The sequence below is a fragment of the Streptococcus constellatus genome, assembly GCF_902167705.1.
Classification (GTDB): Bacteria; Bacillota; Bacilli; order Lactobacillales; family Streptococcaceae; genus Streptococcus; species Streptococcus constellatus_A.
Genome location: NZ_CABHMZ010000011.1, coordinates 89,409 through 110,060 on the forward strand (window position 1 = coordinate 89,409; position 20,652 = coordinate 110,060).

At 40.8% G+C, this 20,652-nt stretch carries 16 protein-coding genes and 19 tRNA genes; 1 reads left to right on the forward strand and 34 read right to left on the reverse strand.

Going from position 1 to position 20,652, the window contains the following annotated elements; translation table 11 throughout:
- The first annotated feature begins 63 nt into the window (after positions 1-63).
- Positions 64-1,722 carry a GBS Bsp-like repeat-containing protein gene (locus tag FQ204_RS03500; protein ID WP_144208713.1) on the forward strand — a complete coding sequence of 553 codons (1,659 nt, stop codon included), beginning with the start codon at positions 64-66 and terminating at the stop codon, positions 1,720-1,722.
- A 58-nt stretch (positions 1,723-1,780) separates the two neighbouring features.
- Here the strand turns inward: FQ204_RS03500 and purH are convergent, their stop codons facing one another.
- The 34 genes from purH to FQ204_RS03670 all read right to left on the reverse strand — a co-directional run bounded on the left by purH (position 1,781) and on the right by FQ204_RS03670 (position 20,441).
- Positions 1,781-3,328, reverse strand: a complete 1,548-nt coding sequence (purH, locus tag FQ204_RS03505) for a bifunctional phosphoribosylaminoimidazolecarboxamide formyltransferase/IMP cyclohydrolase (protein ID WP_144208715.1) — start codon at positions 3,326-3,328, stop codon at positions 1,781-1,783.
- Positions 3,329-3,342: 14 nt separating this feature from the next.
- The gene (locus FQ204_RS03510; protein ID WP_186286683.1) at positions 3,343-3,510 is read right to left on the reverse strand and encodes a phosphoribosylaminoimidazolecarboxamide formyltransferase; all 168 of its coding nucleotides are present in this window, start codon (positions 3,508-3,510) and stop codon (positions 3,343-3,345) included.
- Positions 3,511-3,567: 57 nt separating this feature from the next.
- Positions 3,568-4,122: a phosphoribosylglycinamide formyltransferase gene (purN, locus tag FQ204_RS03515; protein WP_144208719.1), complete on the reverse strand. Its 555-nt coding sequence runs from the start codon at positions 4,120-4,122 to the stop codon at positions 3,568-3,570.
- On the reverse strand, positions 4,122-5,144 hold the full coding sequence (purM, locus tag FQ204_RS03520) for a phosphoribosylformylglycinamidine cyclo-ligase (protein WP_144208721.1): 1,023 nt from the start codon (positions 5,142-5,144) through the stop codon (positions 4,122-4,124). Before purM ends, purN begins: the two co-directional genes overlap by 1 nt.
- A 122-nt stretch (positions 5,145-5,266) precedes the next feature.
- A complete protein-coding gene (gene purF, locus FQ204_RS03525; protein ID WP_144208751.1) occupies positions 5,267-6,706 on the reverse strand; it encodes an amidophosphoribosyltransferase in 1,440 nt (479 codons plus the stop codon).
- A gap of 89 nt (positions 6,707-6,795) precedes the next feature.
- The gene (locus tag FQ204_RS03530) at positions 6,796-10,521 is read right to left on the reverse strand and encodes a phosphoribosylformylglycinamidine synthase (protein ID WP_144208723.1); all 3,726 of its coding nucleotides are present in this window, start codon (positions 10,519-10,521) and stop codon (positions 6,796-6,798) included.
- Positions 10,522-10,566: 45 nt separating this feature from the next.
- Positions 10,567-11,274, reverse strand: a complete 708-nt coding sequence (gene purC, locus FQ204_RS03535; protein WP_144208725.1) for a phosphoribosylaminoimidazolesuccinocarboxamide synthase — start codon at positions 11,272-11,274, stop codon at positions 10,567-10,569.
- A 158-nt stretch (positions 11,275-11,432) separates the two neighbouring features.
- The gene (locus FQ204_RS03540; RefSeq protein ID WP_144208727.1) at positions 11,433-11,678 is read right to left on the reverse strand and encodes an acyl carrier protein; all 246 of its coding nucleotides are present in this window, start codon (positions 11,676-11,678) and stop codon (positions 11,433-11,435) included.
- On the reverse strand, positions 11,675-12,673 hold the full coding sequence (plsX, locus tag FQ204_RS03545) for a phosphate acyltransferase PlsX (RefSeq protein ID WP_144208729.1): 999 nt from the start codon (positions 12,671-12,673) through the stop codon (positions 11,675-11,677). Before plsX ends, FQ204_RS03540 begins: the two co-directional genes overlap by 4 nt.
- A complete protein-coding gene (gene recO / locus FQ204_RS03550) occupies positions 12,670-13,443 on the reverse strand; it encodes a DNA repair protein RecO (protein ID WP_144208731.1) in 774 nt (257 codons plus the stop codon). The genes plsX and recO overlap by 4 nt, the downstream gene beginning before the upstream one ends.
- Positions 13,421-14,608, reverse strand: coding sequence for a pyridoxal phosphate-dependent aminotransferase (locus FQ204_RS03555; RefSeq protein WP_144208734.1), 1,188 nt, complete (start codon positions 14,606-14,608; stop codon positions 13,421-13,423). The genes recO and FQ204_RS03555 overlap by 23 nt, the downstream gene beginning before the upstream one ends.
- A gap of 154 nt (positions 14,609-14,762) precedes the next feature.
- Positions 14,763-15,731 carry a ribose-phosphate diphosphokinase gene (locus FQ204_RS03560; RefSeq protein WP_144208736.1) on the reverse strand — a complete coding sequence of 323 codons (969 nt, stop codon included), beginning with the start codon at positions 15,729-15,731 and terminating at the stop codon, positions 14,763-14,765.
- Positions 15,732-15,864: 133 nt separating this feature from the next.
- Positions 15,865-17,091, reverse strand: a complete 1,227-nt coding sequence (pcsB, locus tag FQ204_RS03565) for a peptidoglycan hydrolase PcsB (protein WP_144208739.1) — start codon at positions 17,089-17,091, stop codon at positions 15,865-15,867.
- Between the two features lie 109 nt (positions 17,092-17,200).
- A complete protein-coding gene (gene mreD / locus FQ204_RS03570) occupies positions 17,201-17,701 on the reverse strand; it encodes a rod shape-determining protein MreD (RefSeq protein WP_144208742.1) in 501 nt (166 codons plus the stop codon).
- A gap of 1 nt (position 17,702) precedes the next feature.
- The gene (mreC, locus tag FQ204_RS03575) at positions 17,703-18,509 is read right to left on the reverse strand and encodes a rod shape-determining protein MreC (protein WP_144208745.1); all 807 of its coding nucleotides are present in this window, start codon (positions 18,507-18,509) and stop codon (positions 17,703-17,705) included.
- Between the two features lie 98 nt (positions 18,510-18,607).
- Positions 18,608-18,695, reverse strand: a tRNA-Ser gene (locus tag FQ204_RS03580).
- A gap of 10 nt (positions 18,696-18,705) precedes the next feature.
- Positions 18,706-18,779: transfer RNA gene (locus tag FQ204_RS03585), tRNA-Ile, on the reverse strand.
- 35 nt (positions 18,780-18,814) lie between these two features.
- Positions 18,815-18,885, reverse strand: a tRNA-Gly gene (locus FQ204_RS03590).
- A gap of 16 nt (positions 18,886-18,901) precedes the next feature.
- A tRNA-Phe gene (locus FQ204_RS03595) sits at positions 18,902-18,974 on the reverse strand.
- A 6-nt stretch (positions 18,975-18,980) separates the two neighbouring features.
- A tRNA-Met gene (locus FQ204_RS03600) sits at positions 18,981-19,054 on the reverse strand.
- A gap of 12 nt (positions 19,055-19,066) precedes the next feature.
- Positions 19,067-19,156: transfer RNA gene (locus FQ204_RS03605), tRNA-Ser, on the reverse strand.
- A 13-nt stretch (positions 19,157-19,169) separates the two neighbouring features.
- A tRNA-Ile gene (locus tag FQ204_RS03610) sits at positions 19,170-19,243 on the reverse strand.
- A gap of 14 nt (positions 19,244-19,257) precedes the next feature.
- Positions 19,258-19,331: transfer RNA gene (locus FQ204_RS03615), tRNA-Met, on the reverse strand.
- 6 nt (positions 19,332-19,337) lie between these two features.
- Positions 19,338-19,411, reverse strand: a tRNA-Pro gene (locus tag FQ204_RS03620).
- Between the two features lie 39 nt (positions 19,412-19,450).
- Positions 19,451-19,524: transfer RNA gene (locus tag FQ204_RS03625), tRNA-Arg, on the reverse strand.
- A 60-nt stretch (positions 19,525-19,584) separates the two neighbouring features.
- Positions 19,585-19,658 (reverse strand) — tRNA-Arg (locus FQ204_RS03630).
- Between the two features lie 60 nt (positions 19,659-19,718).
- Positions 19,719-19,792 (reverse strand) — tRNA-Arg (locus tag FQ204_RS03635).
- A 9-nt stretch (positions 19,793-19,801) separates the two neighbouring features.
- A tRNA-Leu gene (locus FQ204_RS03640) sits at positions 19,802-19,887 on the reverse strand.
- A 7-nt stretch (positions 19,888-19,894) separates the two neighbouring features.
- Positions 19,895-19,966: transfer RNA gene (locus FQ204_RS03645), tRNA-Gly, on the reverse strand.
- Positions 19,967-19,980: 14 nt separating this feature from the next.
- A tRNA-Thr gene (locus FQ204_RS03650) sits at positions 19,981-20,053 on the reverse strand.
- Positions 20,054-20,063: 10 nt separating this feature from the next.
- Positions 20,064-20,145: transfer RNA gene (locus tag FQ204_RS03655), tRNA-Leu, on the reverse strand.
- Positions 20,146-20,154: 9 nt separating this feature from the next.
- Positions 20,155-20,227: transfer RNA gene (locus tag FQ204_RS03660), tRNA-Lys, on the reverse strand.
- A gap of 27 nt (positions 20,228-20,254) precedes the next feature.
- Positions 20,255-20,327, reverse strand: a tRNA-Asp gene (locus FQ204_RS03665).
- A 41-nt stretch (positions 20,328-20,368) separates the two neighbouring features.
- Positions 20,369-20,441 (reverse strand) — tRNA-Val (locus FQ204_RS03670).
- Positions 20,442-20,652 lie beyond the last annotated feature (211 nt).

A 20,652-nucleotide genomic window follows, 5' to 3' on the forward strand; every position in this document is an offset into this window, starting at 1 on the left:
TTTTTCATTTTTCCCCGAATAATCTAAATGGAACTATCCAAATTATTTATTCAAAGGAGATTTATGAAAAAATACAGTCAACTGTTTTTACTATCCAGCGCCATTTTGAGCGTTTTTTCAGTTCAACTAACAGCTCAAGCCGCGGAAACAAATAATGCTCAAAAAAGCTTAAATCCAGCAACTCTCGCCAGCAACATTACTGTCAATGTTTCAGGAGACACTGCTTCTATTCACTATACACGTTCACAAACGCAAGTTCCTTACACCATTTACCATGCTGTTTGGTCTGAGGAGAATGGCAGCAATTATCTCAACTGGTACAATGCTGGACAAGAAATAACGGAGTTTGATTTTTCTAAACACAGGGGTTATGGAAAATATTTTGTAGATACTTATGAAAATAAAAATGGTAAAATGGTTTATCAATCGGGAACAAGTTTTAACCTTGAAAAACCAAATCCTACTATTCAGACGAGCTTTCCTGAGCCTGGTATCATGGATATTCAGATCAAAAATGTTCCTGAAACAATCTACAAACTAACCGTTCCGACTTCGTCTGACCGCGACAGGCAAGACGATATTCAGTGGTACACCGCTACTAAAAATCCTGATGGCAGTTATAGCGTGAGAGTTGAACTCAAAAAACACAATTATGATACTGGTGCTTATCATATTCATTTATATGGGGAAAGCTATGTCAAGCCTGAATTCACTGGTCTAGCAGGAATCACAGCACAAGTTGATGCTGATAAATTGCCTTCTGAAGAAGAGCAAAAACCATTCTTCTCTGTTGAAAATATCAATCAAGAACAAGGGACTTATACCGTCAAAGTTAGTGAAACTTCAAAGTCCAAGCCGATTCAATCCGTTCGAGTTCCTATTTGGAGTACGAGCAATCAAAGCAATATCAAGTGGTATACAGCCACTAATCACGGTGACGGAACTTTTACAGCAACCTTTGATATTCGCAATCATCAAGTTTTGTCCGGAACATACACCAACCATATTTATGTAAAATATAAAGATGGGAGCGAACACAGTTATGCGACAGACTCGGTTACTATGTCCGCAGAACAGATTAAAACCAAAGTATCTGTCAATAAACGCTCAACTTATCATTATGAAGTGACTGTGATAGATGCTTACGGCGATGGCAAGATTATCCTACCGACTTGGTCTGAAGTCAACGGTCAAGATGATATTCAGTGGTACACCGCTACTAAAGCTGGAAATGGAATTTACAAATTCACAGTTGATACACAAAAACACACTGGTAGCGGGCTTTTTCATACACATGTCTACCGCAATCTCAACGGTCAAATGATTGGACTAACAGGTACGAGCTATCAGGTAGAGAAGCCTGCTGTCTCTTTCCAACCAAATTATGCTGCAGCAACGACTTATCCAAAAGGACAATGCACTTGGGGCGCCAAAGCTCTTGCGCCTTGGGCTGGCAACTATTGGGGCAACGGTGGCGACTGGGCCGCTAGCGCCAGACGAGCTGGTTTTAAAACCGGCACAACTCCGCAAGTAGGGGCTATTATTTGTTGGACAGACGGCGGTTATGGTCACGTTGGAGTTGTTACTCACGTTGCCTCAAACACACGTATTCAGATTCAAGAAGCCAACTACGCTGGGAAACAATATATTGGCAACTTCCGCGGCTGGTTCAATCCCCATGCAGCTGGGCAAGGAGCAGTTAGCTACATTTATCCAAAATAATTCTCTCTGAACAACTTTAAAAACCTTGGAAACTGAATCCAAGGTTTTTATTCTATTCTCAATGTCTAAAATGCCGTACGCCTGTAAACACCATGGCAATGCCGTATTTATCAGCCATGTCAATAGATTCTTGGTCACGGACGGAGCCACCTGGCTGGATGATTGCTTTCACACCTGCAGTTGCGATTTCTTCCACGTTGTCCGCAAATGGGAAGAAAGCATCAGAAGCAAGAACAGCACCGTCAAGACGGTCTTTCGCTTGGTCAAGAGCGATACGAACAGAAGCCACACGGTTTGTTTGGCCCGGACCGACACCCAGTGTCATGTGGTCATTTGTCACGATGATACCGTTCGATTTCACGTATTTGATCGCTTTCCAAGCAAATTCAAGTGCTGTTTTTTCTTGGTCGTTTGGTTGACGTTTGGTAACAACTTTCCAATCAGCTGGATTTTCTTCGATAACATCTTGGTTTTGAACCAAAAGCCCACCGACAACACCTGTGTATTCTTTTTCAGCTTGGCTAGCTTCTTGAGCTTCAAATGGCAATTGAAGAATCCGCAGATTTTTCTTCTTCGTTGTCAAGATTTCAAGCGCTTCGTCTGAGTAACTTGGTGCAATGATGATTTCAAGAAAAATAGCATGCATTTTCTTAGCAGTTGCTGCATCAACTTGGCGATTCAGCACGACAATTCCACCAAAGATTGAAACTGGGTCTGATTCATAAGCGTAATCCCAAGCTGTTTCAATATCATCTGCTTGTCCGATACCACATGGGTTCATATGTTTAAGAGCAACAACGGTTGGACGGTCCTTGAAGTCTCGGATAATGCGGATGGCAGCATCAGCGTCGCGGATATTGTTAAAGGACAATTCTTTCCCGTTTAATTGTTTAGCAGAAGCAATTGAGTAATCTGTTGGTAATGCCTTTTGGTAGAAATCCGCGTCTTGTTGAGGGTTTTCACCATAACGCATGGGTTGTTTCAAATCATAAGTGATGGTGAGTTTTTCAGGTTTTGTTTCACCAACTTGTTTTGTGAAATATTCTGCAATTAAAGCATCGTAAGCTGCTGTGTGACGGAAAACTTTGGCTGCCAAGCGTTGACGCGTTTCAAAGTTTGTTTCACCATTAGCTGTCAATTCGTCTAAAACAACAGCATAATCAGCTGGGTCAACGACAACTGTAACACTGGCATGGTTTTTAGCTGCAGAGCGAAGCATGGAAGGACCACCGATATCAATATTTTCAACCGCATCAGCGTAAGTCACATCTTGTTTCAGAATAGTTTCTTTAAACGGGTACAGATTAACCACAACAAGGTCAATCAATTCAATGTGGTTATCTTTGGCCGCTTGAAGGTGGCTGTCAAGATCGCGACGAGCCAAAAGACCGCCGTGAATATTTGGATGAAGGGTCTTCACACGGCCGTCCATCATTTCTGGGAAACCCGTCACATCATCAATCGCGATAGTATCAACGCCTGCTTTATCAAGCGCAACTTTTGTTCCGCCAGTTGAGATAATATCCCAACCAAGTTTTTTTAATTCTTGAGCAAATTCAACAATGCCCGCTTTGTCTGAAACACTGATTAGTGCACGTTTTGTCATTTCAGTCCTACTTTCTACTTCTTTTTGTAAAATATAAACCACTCAATAGCAATACTAGCAATAAGCCCGATAGAATAAGCCAAGCAAAGGCGTAACGGATTTTCAAGATTACCCAATAGTACATTTACTATAAAGGCAACGACAATAAAAGTTAATACAAACACCAAAATCTTTTTTATCATCATAATCTCCTTATAAGGCAGCATACTAATAGCTAACTACGCTATCAAATACACTGACTACTTTCTCTCAACTCCTAAGCTCTCCAAAACTTCTGGATAGAGTTTATACTCTGCTTCATGAATGCGAGCTTCAAAACTGTCAATAGTATCATCAGCCAGACGAGGTACACGGACTTGTTTAATCACTTTTCCCGTGTCAACGCCATTGTCCACCCAGTGAACCGTCACGCCAGATTGGCTGACTCCAGCATTCCAGGCATCTTCAATCCCATGAGCACCGGGAAATTCTGGCAGATAAGCTGGGTGAATGTTGATGATACGACCTTCATAAGCTGCTAGCAAAGTCGGACCAACAATCTTCATATAACCAGCCAAGCAAACCAAGTCAATGTCATATTTTTCAAGCAAAGTAACAATAGCCTCTTCGTAAGCTGCTTTATTATCGAACTCTTTGAGTTCAAAAGCATGAGCTGTCACACCAAGTTTTTCAGCACGCTCTAAAACGTAGGCATCTCGATGATCTGAAAAGACAAACTCAACTGGAAATTGCTCCGCAATGACTTGAAAATTGGATCCGTTACCACTCGCAAAAACGGCAATTTTTTTGCTCATTATTTCATCACCACACTTGCATCAGCTTTTTTGACGATACGACCAAGTTCGTAAACGGGCTCATCAAGCAATTCTTTCACGCGCTCAACCTTATCAGGGCTAACTGCCAACATGAGACCAATACCCATGTTGAAGATTTCAAACATTTCTTCGTGTTTAATGCTGCCATATTTTTCAAGAGCTTTGAAAATTGGAAGAACCGGAACTTTATCCTCTTCAATTTCAGCAGCTAAATCATCCGCAAACATCCGTGGAACATTTTCAACGAAGCCACCGCCAGTGATATGAGCAATACCGTTAACCAATTCTTCTTTGATAAGCGGAAGCACCGCTTTGACATAGATACGTGTTGGTTCAAGCAGCACTTCTTTCAATTTTTTGCCTTCAAGTTCTGGAAGTACTTCTTCACCTGTATAATCAGCAAAGACGCGACGCACAAGTGAGTAACCGTTTGAGTGAATCCCACTGGAAGCAAGCCCAAGAAGAACATCTCCTTCAGAAACTTTCGAGCCATCGATGATTTGGCTTTTTTCAGCGACACCAACCGCAAAACCAGCTAAATCATAGTCGTCTTCACCATACATACCAGGCATCTCAGCCGTTTCGCCACCGATAAGAGCTGCGCCAGATTGAACACAACCTTCGGCAACACCAGCAACGACCTGTTCCAGTTTCGCAGGTTCATTTTTACCAGTAGCAATATAATCTAGGAAGTAAAGCGGCTCAGCACCAGCTGCAATGATGTCATTGACACACATGGCAACACAGTCTTGACCAATCGTATCGTGTTTATCATACTTGATAGCAAGCATGAGTTTTGTTCCCACACCGTCAGTACCTGAAATCAAAACAGGCTCTTTCACGTCCAGCTGAGACAAGTCAAACATTCCACCAAAGCCACCAAGAGCTCCCATGACGCCAAGACGTTCGGTACGTGCTACATGTTTTTTGATACGTGCAACAACTTCATAACCCGCTTCAACATCAACACCAGATTGAGCATAAGCATTTTTTTCTGTCATTATTTTTTCCTCATTCATTTAAGAGTAAGAATAAATTTTCTCGAAGGGTAAAAATTTATCCCAGTACTTCTCTAAGCTTCAAACCGAAGACCAAACTTTCAGTCGCTGTTGTTTTTATCTTTTCAATAAAAACTCGTTTTTTCTTTCAGGCTTTTAAGATAACGTTCCTCATAGTCATAAAGCGGCGTTGGATACTTGCCGTCAAAATAGGCTACACAAAGACCACCATTTGGCGCATCCGTATCCAATCCAATGGATTCAATCAAACCGTCAATTGACAAGTAAGTCAAGCTATCAGCCCCAATAATCTCACAAACCTCATCTTTTGTATGATTTGCGGAAATCAACTCACGTCGATTTTGAATATCAATCCCATAGAAACAAGGATATTTCAATTCAGGACTGCTGATTGCCACATGAACTTCTGTCGCACCTGCTTCACGAAGCAAACGAACGATGCGACGCGATGTTGTCCCGCGAACGATAGAATCATCAATCATAACCACGCGCTTACCCTTAACAACACTTGAAACTGCTGATAGTTTCATGCGAACACCTTGCTCTCGCAATTCCTGTGTCGGCTGGATAAAGGTCCGTTGGGTGTATTGATTTTTCACCAAGCCCATTTCATTAGGGAGACCTGATTCTTCAGCAAAGCCCATAGCTGCTGATAGCGATGAATTTGGCACCCCAACGACAATATCCGCTTCGTGCTGAAATTCTTGTGCCAGACGCTTTCCCATATTTTTACGAGCAGTGTGAACATTCACTCCATAAATATCACTGTCAGGTCGCGCAAAATACACATATTCCATGGAACAAATAGCAAGCTGGGTATCCGTCGTGTAGGTATCGCATTGAATGCCGCTGTCATCAATAATGACAATTTCACCCGGCTTCACATCACGAACCCATTTGGCGCCGACCACTTCAAATGCACAGGTTTCACTTGCAACCACCCAAGCTCCATTTTTCATCTGACCGATTGACAAAGGACGAAAGCCATTTGGATCAAGCGCAGCAATTAACTTATCTTCTGTCATCAAAAGATAAGCAAAGCCACCTTTAACAGTATTCAGAGCTTCCTTGACTTTCCCGATAAATTCAGGATTGTGGCTGCGGCGGATCAAATGCATCAAAATTTCAGTATCTGAGGAAGCGTTAAAAATCGCTCCCTGATCTTCCAATTCCTTTTTCAATGACAAAGCATTCGTTAGATTGCCATTATGGCAGAGACCAAATTGCTCGTTGGTGAAATTGTAAAGGAATGGCTGAATATTATTAATAGAAGCCGATCCTGCTGTTGCATAGCGGACATGACCTATAGCAGCCTTCCCTGTCAATTTTTCCAAATCAGCAGGATTTTTAAATACTTCTGAAAGCAGACCTGTATTGCGATGCTGAAGGAGTTTGCCCTTATCATTAGTCACGATACCAGCACCTTCCTGACCGCGGTGCTGAAGACTGTGGAGACCAAAATAAGTCACCTGAGCTGCTTGGGGGTGGCCCCAAATTCCAAAAATTCCACACTCTTCATTGAGAGATTTTTCTTCGTATGTCACTGACATTTCCTCTTATTTTTCTGTCATTTTTATGCTCAATCATTATCAAAAGAAGCCGAAATCATAGTTTCTTTTGATATTGACGAGTATTATTCCCCTGTAAAGTAACGCACAGCACTTGCAAAGAGATGTTGGTCTTTATTTCCTGGAATATTTTGGAAAAGACCATCTTCGTAACGTTCTGAATGTCCCATTTTACCAATGATTTGACCGTTCTTGCTGGTAATCCCTTCAATCGCATTAACAGAGCCGTTTGGATTGTATTTAGAATCCATACTTGGCTTACCGTCAAAGTCAACATATTGGCTAAAGATTTGTCCATTGTCACGAAGTTCTACAAATTCTTCATCTGTTACGACAAATTTCCCTTCACCATGTGATACTGGAATGGCATGAATATCACCAACTTTGACACCAAGAAGCCAAGGTGAGTTCGTATTGACAATACGTGTTTCAACCATTTTCGCCACGTGTTGGTTGGCATCATTGTAGAAAAGAGTTGGGCTTGTTTCAGTCGCTTCTTCAAAGTTACCGTATGGAAGCAGGCCTGATTTCACAAGCGCTTGGAATCCATTACAGATCCCGATAATCAGCCCGCCTTTTTCGATAAAGCTGTCAATAGCTGCGCGGACTTTTTGGTTCAACAAGATGTTGACAATGAATTTAGCAGAACCATCTGGTTCATCAGCAGCTGAGAAACCACCTGCAAAGAAGATGATATTTGCTTTACTGATGTTGTCAACCATTGTGTCAACCGAAGCCTCAATCGCTGCTTCATTAAGTGTTACAAATGGAACTAAATTCACTTTTGCGCCTGCCTGTTCAAAGGCTTTTGCTGAATCATATTCTGAATTTGTACCAGGGAAGACTGGGATGTAAACAAGTGGCTCTGCTACTTTCTTACTTGCTTTAATCACTGCATCGGAAGCAACTGCTGGAACATCTTCAAGTTTTGTACTTTGTTCAAATTCGGTTGGGTAAACGTCTTCGAGTTTACCTTCAAAGGCTGATAAAAGTTTATCTCCTGAAACGTTGACACCGTTGACAGCAAGTGTAAAGTCAGATCTTGTCTCACCGATTTTGCTAGCTTCAGCAATTTCTTCAGTAGATGTAAAGATAAAGCCACCAAGTTGTGCTGTCAAGCTAGTCGCAAGCTCTGCCAATTTTACTTTAGCACCGATATGGTTACCAAAAGCAGCAAGCGCCAAACTTTCCATCACACCACCGTATTTAACAGCTGAAGCTGATGTGATAGGATATGCTTTTTGAATCGCTTCAAATTTAGCAAAGTTAGCTTTAATCAAATCAAAATCAATATCTTGTGAAATAGCTTGCCCTGGAATGTAGTAAATGTATTCACCAGCTGTTTTAAATTCTGGTGAAAGAATTTTACGACTGTCAGCCGTTGTTACACCAAAAGCAACCAATGTTGGTGGTACAGTCAATTCTTCAAACGTACCAGACATGGAGTCTTTACCGCCGATAGATGGCAAACCTAGCTGGATTTGTGCTTCGATAGTTCCAAGAAGGGCAGATACAGGCTGTCCAAAGCGTTCAGCTTGTTTGTCCATACGTTGAAAATACTCTTGATAAGAGAAACGTGCTTTAGACCAATTTGCACCTGTTGCCACCAAACGCGCTGTCGCTTCGACAACCGCATAAGCAGCACCGTGGTATGGTGACCATTCCGCGATGTAAGGGTTGAACCCTTGTGCCATAACGGAAGCTGTTGTTGTCACACCATTTTGAACAGGCAATTTTTGAACTGAGCTTTCTGTTGGCGTGATTTGATAACGACCGCCAATCGGATGATTAACCGTTGAACGACCAACAGAGCTATCAAAGATGGTTTGTAAACCTTTTTGACTCGCATGGTTAAGGTCAGAAAGAACATTTACTGCATCAGCTTCAAGTGTTGCTGCTGAAGTTGTGCGTTGTTCTGGCAGGTCAACTTGACTGTCAACGACATTGGCATCGACCACCACGCGCACACCGTTTGTATCAAGGAAACGGCGCTCAATATCAACGATTGTTTGACCATTCCAAGTCATAACAAGGTTTGGTTTTTCAGTAACTGTTGCAACCACAACCGCATCAATGTTTTCTTTATGACATTCTGCCACGAAAGCCTCAACATCTTTCGGACGAACCACAACTGCCATCCGTTCTTGTGATTCAGAAATAGCAATTTCAGTACCATTAAGCCCTTGATATTTCAAAGGCACTTTGTTAAGGTCGATTTCAAGACCGTCAGCCAATTCACCGATTGCCACACAGACGCCACCAGCACCAAAGTCGTTTGACTTTTTAATGAGGCGAGTCACATTACCATTACGGAAAAGTCGTTGAATCTTCCGTTCTTCAATGGCATTCCCTTTTTGAACTTCTGCGCCAGCTGTTTCAACAGATTCAACCGTTTGAACTTTAGATGAACCAGTTGCACCACCAACACCATCACGGCCTGTTTTACCACCAAGAAGGATAACCACATCACCAGCTTCTGGTTTCTCACGGACAACATTACCTTTAGGAGCCGCACCGACAACGGCACCAAGTTCCATACGTTTAGCGACAAATCCTGGGTGGAAGTATTCTTTAACATAAGTTGTGGCAAGACCGATTTGGTTACCATAAGAAGAATAACCATGCGCAGCTGTTTTAGAAATCACTTGCTGTGGTAATTTACCAAGACGCGTTTCCGAAATTGGTGTTGTAATATCACCAGCACCTGAAATACGCATAGCTTGATAAACATAAGAACGTCCTGACAATGGGTCGCGAATGGCACCACCGATACAGGTCGCAGCACCACCAAAGGGTTCAATTTCCGTTGGGTGATTGTGTGTTTCGTTCTTGAACATCAGAAGCCATGGTTCTTTAACACCATTCACATCCACTTCAATTTCAACAGAACAGGCGTTAATTTCGTCTGACACTTCCATATCATCCAAACGACCATTCGCACGCTCATAACGACCAAAGATTGTCGCCATGTCCATCAATGTTTGTGGCTTTTCAGAACGTCCCAACTCATCCCGCATGGCAATGTATTTGTCATAGGTCGCTTGTAACTGCTTTTCAAACTTAGAAGCTGAAAAGTCAATATTTTTCAACTCTGTCTCAAAAGTCGTGTGGCGACAGTGGTCTGACCAGTAAGTATCCAACACTTTCAATTCTGTTTCCGTTGGCACGCGCCCAATTGATTTGAAGTACTCTTGGATAAAGACAAGGTCATCAACTTCCATCGCCAAACCTTGCTCCGCTTTATAAGCCGCAAAATCAGCAGCTGTATAAGTCTTGAAGAAATCAAGATTTGGAATCGTTTTGTCTGATTCTGAAAATACTTGTGGCGCAATTCCTGTCGTAATATCTTTAAAACGAGAATCTACTGGATTAAGAAGATAATTCTTAACCGCATCAAGTTCAGCTGCATCAATATCTTTATTAACAAGATACAGTTGCGCTGTATTAACCGTTACATCGTTACTGCTGCCAAGAAGAAGCAGGGCCTCTTGAGAGCTGGCAGCACGTTGGTCAAATTGACCTGGAAGTGATTCAATGGCAAAGAAAGCATAGTTGGCAAGTTCAGCAACCACAGCAGTTTCATCCAAAATAGTATCCGTTACCTGCTCAGAGAAGATATGTTTCTCAGCACGTTCAAAAAGCGATTCAGCCAAGCCAAACACATCATACACCTGAATAATACGCAAATCAGTCAAACTCGCTAACTGAAGATTCTGTTTCAGCTCTTTCACAAGCGCTTGAGCTTTAATGTTAAAATTTGATTTTTTCTCAACGAAAATTCGTTTATTCATTTTTTATCCTTTTTAGAGTCTTTTACTAATTAGAAATCACAGTTTTTAGTTAAGTCCTTTTAATTTTTCAAGGACAACTTCATAAACATCTGTCAAACTACCCAAATCACGACGGAAGACATCCTTGTCCATGTGGTGACCTTCAGCATCCCAAAGACGACAGTTATCAGGTGAAAATTCATCCGCAAGAATGATTTTGCCATCTTTATCCTTCCCAAATTCCAATTTGAAATCAATCAAATTCAGACCAATTTGGCTAAACCAATCTTTCAAAAGTTCGTTGATACGACGTGTTTCTGCCTTGATGTAAGCAATCTCTTCGTCACTTGCAATATCAAGGAATTTTACATGTTCATCATTGATAAATGGATCATCTAAATCATCATTTTTGTAGTAAAATTCAACGATTGGAGTATCTAATTTAATTCCTTCCTCAACACCAAACCGTTTTGAGAATGATCCTGCAGTGACATTACGCAGAACAACTTCAAGCGGAATAATATCCACTTTTTTGTTCAATTGTTCGGTTTCTGACAATTGTTTGACAAAATGAGTTGCCACACCTGCTTCATTTAATTTCGTAAAAATGAAAGATGAGATTTGATTGTTAAGAACACCTTTCCCTTTAATCGTCTCTTTACGAGCACCATTAAGCATAGTCGCTTGGTCTTTGTAACGTGCAACGATGATATTTTCATCATCTGTCAAAAATAAATCTTTAGCTTTTCCCGAATATAACAAATCATCTGTCATTTTAATATTCGCCTTTCATCTGTTTCTGACTTAAGTCTATCATATTAAAAAAAGTTTTTCAAGAAAACGTCGTACAATAATGACGAACAACAAAAAAACAACTGGTTTTTCAGCTGTTTTCTTACAATTGATTTCTCATAGAGATGAATTATTCGCTTTTATGCTTTGTTCAAGTTTTTCTGCACGCAAGCGACAATATCGCTCACATTCTTCAAATTATCTATATCTTCGTCTGAAATTTCAATGCCAAATTCATCCTCCACAGTTAGAATAAATTCCATCAAATCAACAGAATCCGCTTGCAAGTCATCTTTCAAACTGAGTGTTTGAGAAACTTGAAATTCCTTGCCGCGACTTTCTTGAATAATTTCTACAATTCTTTCGTATATCTCTTGTTCTGTCATTTTGCCTCTCCTGAAAATTCTTTTACTGCTTTTCCGACAACATTTGTTTCCAACATTGTACGAATTTGGCGAATCGTGCTATAAACTGCTTTTGCATCGCTCGCTCCATGTGTTTTAACAACAGGTGCTTTTACTCCAAATAAAACAGCACCGCCTACATCAGAATAATTTAAACTACTCTTCAAAGATTTTAGACTGTCTTTCAGCAACACTGCACCTAGTTTTGCTTTCCAGCCACCGTCCAAAATGGATTTTTTGAGCTGGCTCATAATCCCCATGGCTGTTCCCTCCATGGCTTTCAACACAGCATTACCTGTAAATCCGTCTGCTACCACAACATCTGCTACATGATCCATTAAATCACGCGCTTCCACATTTCCAATAAAATTCAACGAAGCATCCGCCGCTAACAAATCATACACTTCCTTACGAAGCGGATCACCCTTGCTCGCTTCTGTCCCATTGTTTAAAAGCCCTACACGTGGTTGTTTGATTCCACGTACATTTTCAGCATAAAATGACCCTAAAATAGCATACTGATGCAAATGATGAGCTGTATTTTCTGCATTGGCTCCCAAATCCAACATATCAAAGCCTTTGCCATCTGTCGTTGGTAATGTGGACATCAATCCCGGACGATCAATATTCTTGATACGACCGACGATGAAGAATCCTGCAGCCAAGAGCGCTCCCGTATTTCCGGCAGAAAGAACAGCATCAGCTTCTCCGTCCTTTACTGCTTTTGCCGCCAAAACCATGCTGGCATTTTTCTTCTTGCGAATTGCTTTGGTTGGCTCATCGTCCGAGTTGATTTTTTCATCCGTATGAACAATGCGAACTCGCTCAGTTGCCTTTAAATACTGCTTGATTTTTGCTTCATCTCCATAAAGAATGACTTCAACATCCGAAAAATCGTTTAGTGCTTGATTGACCCCTTCTACGATAGATTGTGGGGCATAATCGCCACCCATGGCATCAATTGCTATTTTTTTCATTTCGACTCCTTGTTCTTTAAAATTTCTCCCCAGTCTCCCAGAGAATCAATAAATTTTTTGGGCTTTAGATGAATCCCAATATACTCTTCATAAATTTGATCAATCACTTTTCGCAATTGTCGTTTTAGCTCCGGCTTCAAAGAAATGGTCTCCAATTCACTAAATTGAACCGCTTGAAATTGATCTAATAAGTAAGGAATGTTAGGATCCAAATGACTCCGTCGCTCATCTTTGCCATAATGTTCCGGACATAAAACGCCGTTATAAGTAAAGGAAAAATCAAACGGTAGCCCTACTCGGTGGCAAAAGCAGCATTCATGGAAATTCAAAGAAACACCAAAACGTGACAAAATTTGAATTTCAAAAATATTGGTCAGCACCTCGTAATCCAAGCCCTGCTCCATCAATTCTAACGTTTTTTGCAAAAAAGCAAAGAGAGCCGAATCTATTTCATTATCCTGAATACTGGCGTCCGCCAGAGCTACCACATAAGTTGCATAAGCCATTGCAAACAAATCATGATTGATATGCTGGAAAGTCGTGACCCCTTGATAATCATCAATATAACTCAAACCGTCATCATTTATTTTCATCAAAAAATCTGCCACTACCAGTGGTTGGATAACTGGATTCAACTTAGAATTTCTAGCATGTTTCACGAAAAACATTCGCTTACCAGCCTGCTCTGTGAAAATTTTGACCAGTTTATCATTTTCTCGGAAATTACGATTATAGAGAACCAAACCTTTACTTGTGATGGATTTCAGCATACTCCTCCATATATTCCTTAAGCCGTTTCATCGCTTCCTTTATCGTATCCATGCTGGCCGCATAAGAAAGACGTACATAACCTTCCCCATACCGACCAAAAGCAGCACCAGGAATGAAAGCAACTGCTTTTTTACGTGCAAAATCCTTCAAAAAAGCAAAAGAATCTTGATTGTAGCCAGCTGGAATTTTGGCAAAAATATAAAATGCACCGTCTGGTTTGATAATCTTAAAACCTAACTCTGTCATTTTTTCGATAATGTAATCGCGACGCTCAATATATTCCTTTTTCATCGGCTCTGCATCATCTTTACCCGCTGTCAATGCCTCCACTCCTGCAAATTGAGCCATCGTGTTTGCGGCTGTCACCAAATATTGGTGACTTTTAATCAATTGAGCCGTAAAAGCAGCTGGGGCAAAGGTGAAACCTAGACGCCAGCCTGTCATCGCATGCGATTTAGACAAACCATTGATAACAATCGTTTGCTCCGGTAAAAATTCTGCAATAGACACATGCGGCTGATCAGTATAAGTCAACTCAGAATATACTTCGTCACAAACAACAAAGACGTCATACTTTTTCAATACATCGGCTAACGCAGCCATTTGTTCTCGTGAATAAGTCACTCCTGTCGGATTAGCTGGATAATTCAAAATCACTGCTTTAAGCTGGTTACCTTGCTTCAAGATAGCTTTTTCCAGCATTTCAGGCGTTAAAACAAAGTCATTTTCTGTCGTATCAATCTCGACAATTTCTGCTCCCACAAGATTGACAATCGGTTCATATCCTGGATAAGCAGGTGCAGGCAAAAGTACCTTGTTTCCTTCTTCTAAGATAGCTGTCAACGTAGCAGATAAAGCTTCGGTTGCCCCAATTGTCACTAAAATTTCTGTTTCAGGATCATAAGAAAGATTGTATTTTTCGTTTACAAATTGACTGGCTGCCTGACGCAATTCTAACAACCCACTCATGCCCGTATAATGACTCTCGTTTGCATCAATTGCCGCTTTCGCAGCTTCTTTTACATGATCTGGAGTTGTAAAATCAGGCTCTCCCAATGTCAAACGAAGAACTCCAGGAATGCTCGAAATAGATTGATCAAATTGCCGAATCAAAGAAACTTCAATTTTATCTAAATTTTTGTTAAAACGTTTCGTCAAATCCATATTTTACCTCCAAAATCTGATAGAACTATTATACTATAAAACCTAAGTCATAGCAAAAATATCATAATATTGAGAAAATTCATCACTTGTCATCTGATTGAAGCAAAAGAATCACTCCAGCTATTAGAGTGATTCCTATCTAAATGTTCTTACATTAAAGAGCCGTTAAAGTTTCAAATAATGGCGAAAGAGGACGTTTTTCATGAATACGTACAATAGCCTCTGCCAAAAGATGAGCAATCGAAATTTGTTCAATTTTATCAATTAAACGCTCTTTTGGCAAATAAATTGTATCTAACACGACCAATTTTTTAATCGCTGATTTTTGAATATTATCCATAGCAGGACCCGAAAGTACTGGGTGAGTACAGCTTGCATAAACCTCTACCGCACCTGCCTCAGCAAGCGCATCAGCAGCATGGCAAATTGTCCCAGCTGTATCAATCATATCATCAATTAAAATACAAGTCTTGCCTTCCACTTTACCGATGATATTCATCACCTCACTCGTGTTCATCTTATCCACACTACGACGCTTGTCAATAATAGCAATCGGTGTTTTCAAAAATTCAGCTAACTTACGAGCGCGTGGTACACCGCCATGGTCAGGGCTAACAACTACATAACCGCCACCTGTCATCCCACGACGCTCAAAATAATCCGCAATAAGAGGAGCACCCATAAGATGATCTACTGGAATATCAAAAAATCCTTGAATTTGAGCCGCATGCAAATCAATTGTCAACAAACGATCCACACCTGCCACCTGCAACATATTTGCAACTAATTTTGAAGTGATCGGTTCACGAGCACGTGCCTTTCGGTCTTGACGAGCGTAGCCATAATAAGGCATTACAACATTGATTGATTCAGCACTTGCACGCTTTAAAGCATCCACCATGATTAAGATTTCCATCAAATTATCATTCACGGGTGAGCTTGTTGACTGCAAGATAAAAACATGTTTTCCGCGGATAGATTCTTCAATATTGACTTGAATTTCTCCATCAGAAAATTGACGCACAGTTGACTTTCCAAGCTCCATGCCAATCTCTTGAGCAACACGTTTAGCCAATTCTTGGTTGGACGAAAGAGCAAAGAGCTTTAAATCAGAAAACGACATGATTTCCTCCAGTATGTATTCGTTTCTTTGTAAACCTGTTACAAATATTCTCCAATTAACATTGTAACCCTTTTTAGTTAATTTTTCAATCAAAAATAAAAAACGCAAGATGCGCTTTTTATCTCTTTATTCATTAGTTTGGATAGATGTAAGTAAATGAACCTTGTCCTGCAGCAGCTGGATTGAACCAACCACGGTAATTTCCAATAGCTTGATTACCTGCATAGTTTGCTTCAGATACTTGGATACTTGTAGCTGATTGAACAGCTGTTACAACAGCAACGTGTCCATAACCACCATCGTTCCATGAAATGATTGCACCTACTTGAGGTGTTGAACCTGTACGGAAACCAGCTGCGGCTGCACTTGCTGCCCATTGAGCACCATTACCCCAATAATCACCAGCCCATGGAGCTAATGTTTTCGCTCCCCAAGTACATTGACCAACTGGATAAGTTGAAGCAGATGAACTATATGTAGGACGACTCACAGTCCTATTAGTAGCTGCTGTTTGCTGCGTCACATTTGTTTGAGTTGGCGTAGGTGTAGCTGCTGAAGTGCTATTGTTCACCGCTTGCACCTGTGCCTCAAAGTTTGTATTTGCTGAAGAAGCGACTGCTTGTGCTTGTGCTGCCTGTTGTGCTTTATAAGCTGCTTCTTGTGCCGCTGCTTCTTCCGCAGCCTTTTGTGCTGCTGCTTTTTGTGCCAACAATGAATTCTTTTCACCCTCAGCAGTTGCTTTTTCTGCTGCAAGATTCAACTGAGCTGCTTTTAATTCAGCTTGCTTAGTAGACAACGTTTTGGCATCATTTTCAAGCGTTTGTTGATTTGCGATAACGGTATTTATCGCTTCATTGTTTGCTACTTGTTTTTCAGAAATAGCTTTTTTATCTTGTTTTTGTTGTTCCAACATTTTGTTGTTTGCTGAAACAATTTCACTCATCGCAGAAACACGTGAAATAGCTTCTGTGATAGATTTTGAATTCACAATTGTATTGATGTAGCTTGTAGCTGTACCACTCGTTTGAGCACTACGTGCTTGGTTAGCCAATGATTCGTTGCGTGCTACAATATTTTTAGACAAAGTTTCAATTTCAGCTGATAATTTCTTTGACTCAGCTTGAAGTTTATCGTTTTCAGCTTTCAATTTTTCTTGTTGAGCTTGAATAGATGAAACTTGACTTTGAATTTGATCTACTTGAGCTTGAGCTGATTTTTGTTGATCAGTCAAACTATTAATTTTGCTATCTTGTGCAGCGATTTTGTCATCAGTAGAATCTGCATGTACATTTACAAGAGATACTCCCTGTGCAAGAACCATTGTACTTAATAAGATTGACGTAAGTAATTTTTTCTTCATAAACAATTATACTCCTATTCGATAAGACATTTATAAGTATAACAAAAAAAGTCGCTGAGTATGTTACGCCTTTATTACAATTCTATTTCCAATTTATCATAAATTTTTATCATAAATATATCTTTTCCAAAATTGGTTGAATCAACAAAAAGAATAGTAAATTTAACACCATCGTCGGAGCGATTGTATAAACAACAAAATCTGAAAAAGACATTCGAGTCAGCTGAGTAACATTTGCCAAAGCGAACGTAGCCATTTCAAAGAAAAACACCAAAATAGCGACTGATAAAAAGCGACTGACTCGATTAGACATCAAAACAGAATTATATTTACTAACAACAGCCCCAATTAAAGGCAATAATAGTGTCGAAATGCCAATAATATGAAAATAATAAGCGTCGTACAATAGACCAATCAACAATAAAATGACAAAATTGATATTTTCCGAAAGATCTATAGAAACGTACAAAATAAAAATAAGTAAAAGATGACTGAGTAAATGAATATCATTTGAAAAAAGATTAGCCAAAAGATTTGAAAGATGACCATCTACTAACATCACAACAAATAAAACCAAAAAAGGTAAAATGTAGTTTTTAAAAAATTTCATATCAATTTCCTACTAATGTCACCACACGAATATCTGACAAATCCGCACTCGGTTTTACAAATACTTCTTTTGTTAAATGATCAGATTTTTCAGTAACAGAAAGGACTGTTCCAACTGGAATATTGGAAATGTTGTACGTTCCTAAACCGCTTGTCACAACTTTCTCACCTTTTTTAATGGTATCCGAACTATTTAACTGACTGATAATGAAAGCAGATTTTTCTTTACTATAACCAACAATCACCCCATAAATCGTATTTGTTTCCGTTTGAATTCTTATTGAAATATTATCAACATTTTTATTGTTTGTTAAAAGATTTACTCGACTAGATTGAGAAGCAACATCTTTCACACTACCAATCAAGCCACCATTTGCCACCGCTAGCATTGTATTTTGAACTCCATTTTGACGACCAGCATTGACAGTTAATTCAGATAACCAAGAAACTGGTATACGCGTAATAACATCAGATGAAACCGTCTTTTTTGATTCATAGAGATTTTTCATTTCTAATAGTTGCCTTAATTGAGCATTTTCATCTTTTAATGAATCTAAATCAGCCGATTGTTCTTCTGCTTTAAATAAAGCTTTTTTTAATTGCTTATTTTCCTTATATGTGCGTGATAAATCAGTCAAATCTGATTTAACATCCGCCAAAAAATTAAATGGTTTTGAAACAATATTATCCAAAATAGATACAACATTAGAAGTTTCATTCACCACACCTAAAGAACGAGTAGTAACTAAAAGTACAGAAGTTATTATTATCAAAATAGCCGTCATTATAAGAAATTTGGATTTTTTCATATGATTCACTCACTCTACTTAAAAATAGATACAATATCTCTCACTCAAGATTCACAGATAACAGAAAAGGAGATAGCTATCGCTACACTCCTTAAATACGGAGAATGGGGGATTCGAACCCCCGCGCCAGTTACCCGACCTAACGATTTAGCAAACCGTCCTCTTCAGCCTCTTGAGTAATTCTCCAAAAATATTATGGGCACGAGTGGACTCGAACCACCGACCTCACGCTTATCAGGCGTGCGCTCTAACCACCTGAGCTACGCGCCCAAGTCCAAAAACTTGGTATGAACATCTCTGTTCAAAGCGGGTGACGAGAATCGAACTCGCGACAACAGCTTGGAAGGCTGTAGTTTTACCACTAAACTACACCCGCTTAATCAATCAAATAATGGCGCGAGACGGAATCGAACCGCCGACACATGGAGCTTCAATCCATTGCTCTACCAACTGAGCTACCGAGCCTACTTATTGCGGGAGCAGGATTTGAACCTACGACCTTCGGGTTATGAGCCCGACGAGCTACCTAGCTGCTCCATCCCGCGTTATTCCTACTAAGGAGGATGTGGGATTCGAACCCACGCACGCTTTTACACGCCTGACGGTTTTCAAGACCGTTCCCTTCAGCCGGACTTGGGTAATCCTCCACATATAACAAAATGGACCTTGTAGGACTTGAACCTACGACCACTCGGTTATGAGCCGAGAGCTCTAACCAGCTGAGCTAAAGGTCCAACAAGATCAATTATAGCGGCGAAGGGGATCGAACCCCCGACCTCCCGGGTATGAACCGGACGCTCTAGCCAGCTGAGCTACACCGCCATAGTATCGGGAAGACAGGATTCGAACCTGCGACACCTTGGTCCCAAACCAAGTACTCTACCAAGCTGAGCTACTTCCCGTATAGGTAGAAAAACCGAAGCCCTCAGACTTCTTCCCTATGCACCCTAGAGGAGTCGAACCTCTAACCGCCTGATTCGTAGTCAGGTACTCTATCCAGTTGAGCTAAGGGTGCTCTTTCTATTAAATATGTATTCATTATATCAAAAATATAAAAAAAGTCAAACCTTTTTTATGCACCCTAGAGGAGTCGAACCTCTAACCGCCTGATTCGTAGTCAGGTACTCTATCCAGTTGAGCTAAGGGTGCTCTTTCTATTAAATATGTATTCATTATATCAAAAATATAAAAAAAGTCAAACCTTTTTTATGCACCCTAGAGGAGTCGAACCTCTAACCGCCTGATTCGTAGTCAGGTACTCTATCCAGTTGAGCTAAGGGTGCTCTTTCCTATGCCGAGGACCGGAATCGAACCGGTACGATTGTTTCCAATCGCAGGATTTTAAGTCCTGTGCGTCTGCCAGTTCCGCCACCCCGGCTCCCTCAAGCGAACGACGGGGTTCGAACCCGCGACCCCCACCTTGGCAAGGTGATGTTCTACCACTGAACTACGTTCGCATTCTCTTCTACTATGCCGGCTACATGACTTGAACACGCGACCCTCTGATTACAAATCAGATGCTCTACCAACTGAGCTAAGCCGGCTTATCTTCTATGCGGGTGAAGGGACTTGAACCCCCACGCCGTTAAGCGCCAGATCCTAAATCTGGTGCGTCTGCCAATTCCGCCACACCCGCCTGTGACTATGACCCGTACTGGGCTCGAACCAGTGACCCTTTGATTAAAAGTCAAATGCTCTACCAACTGAGCTAACGAGTCTTTCTAATGTATCTCTATACACTAAAACGGTCCCGACGGGAATCGAACCCGCGATCTTCGCCGTGACAGGGCGACGTGATAACCGCTACACTACGGGACCTTTTGGTACTAGGAAGCTTCCCTCCTTAGTATCATCTTTTATGGGAGTTAACGGGATCGAACCGCTGACCCTCTGCTTGTAAGGCAGATGCTCTCCCAGCTGAGCTAAACTCCCAAAAGTGAAAGTTTAGCTCAGCCAGAGGTGGAAAGCTACCGCTTTCCTTATCCACCGATTGAAATGTCGATTCCCTCTCCATTTCAACTAAGCTAAACTCCCAAAGAAGTCTAGTTTGAACTAGACTCAAGGCGCTAAGCGACTACCCTATCTCACAGGGGGCAACCCCCAACTACTTCCGGCGTTCTAGGGCTTAACTTCTGTGTTCGGC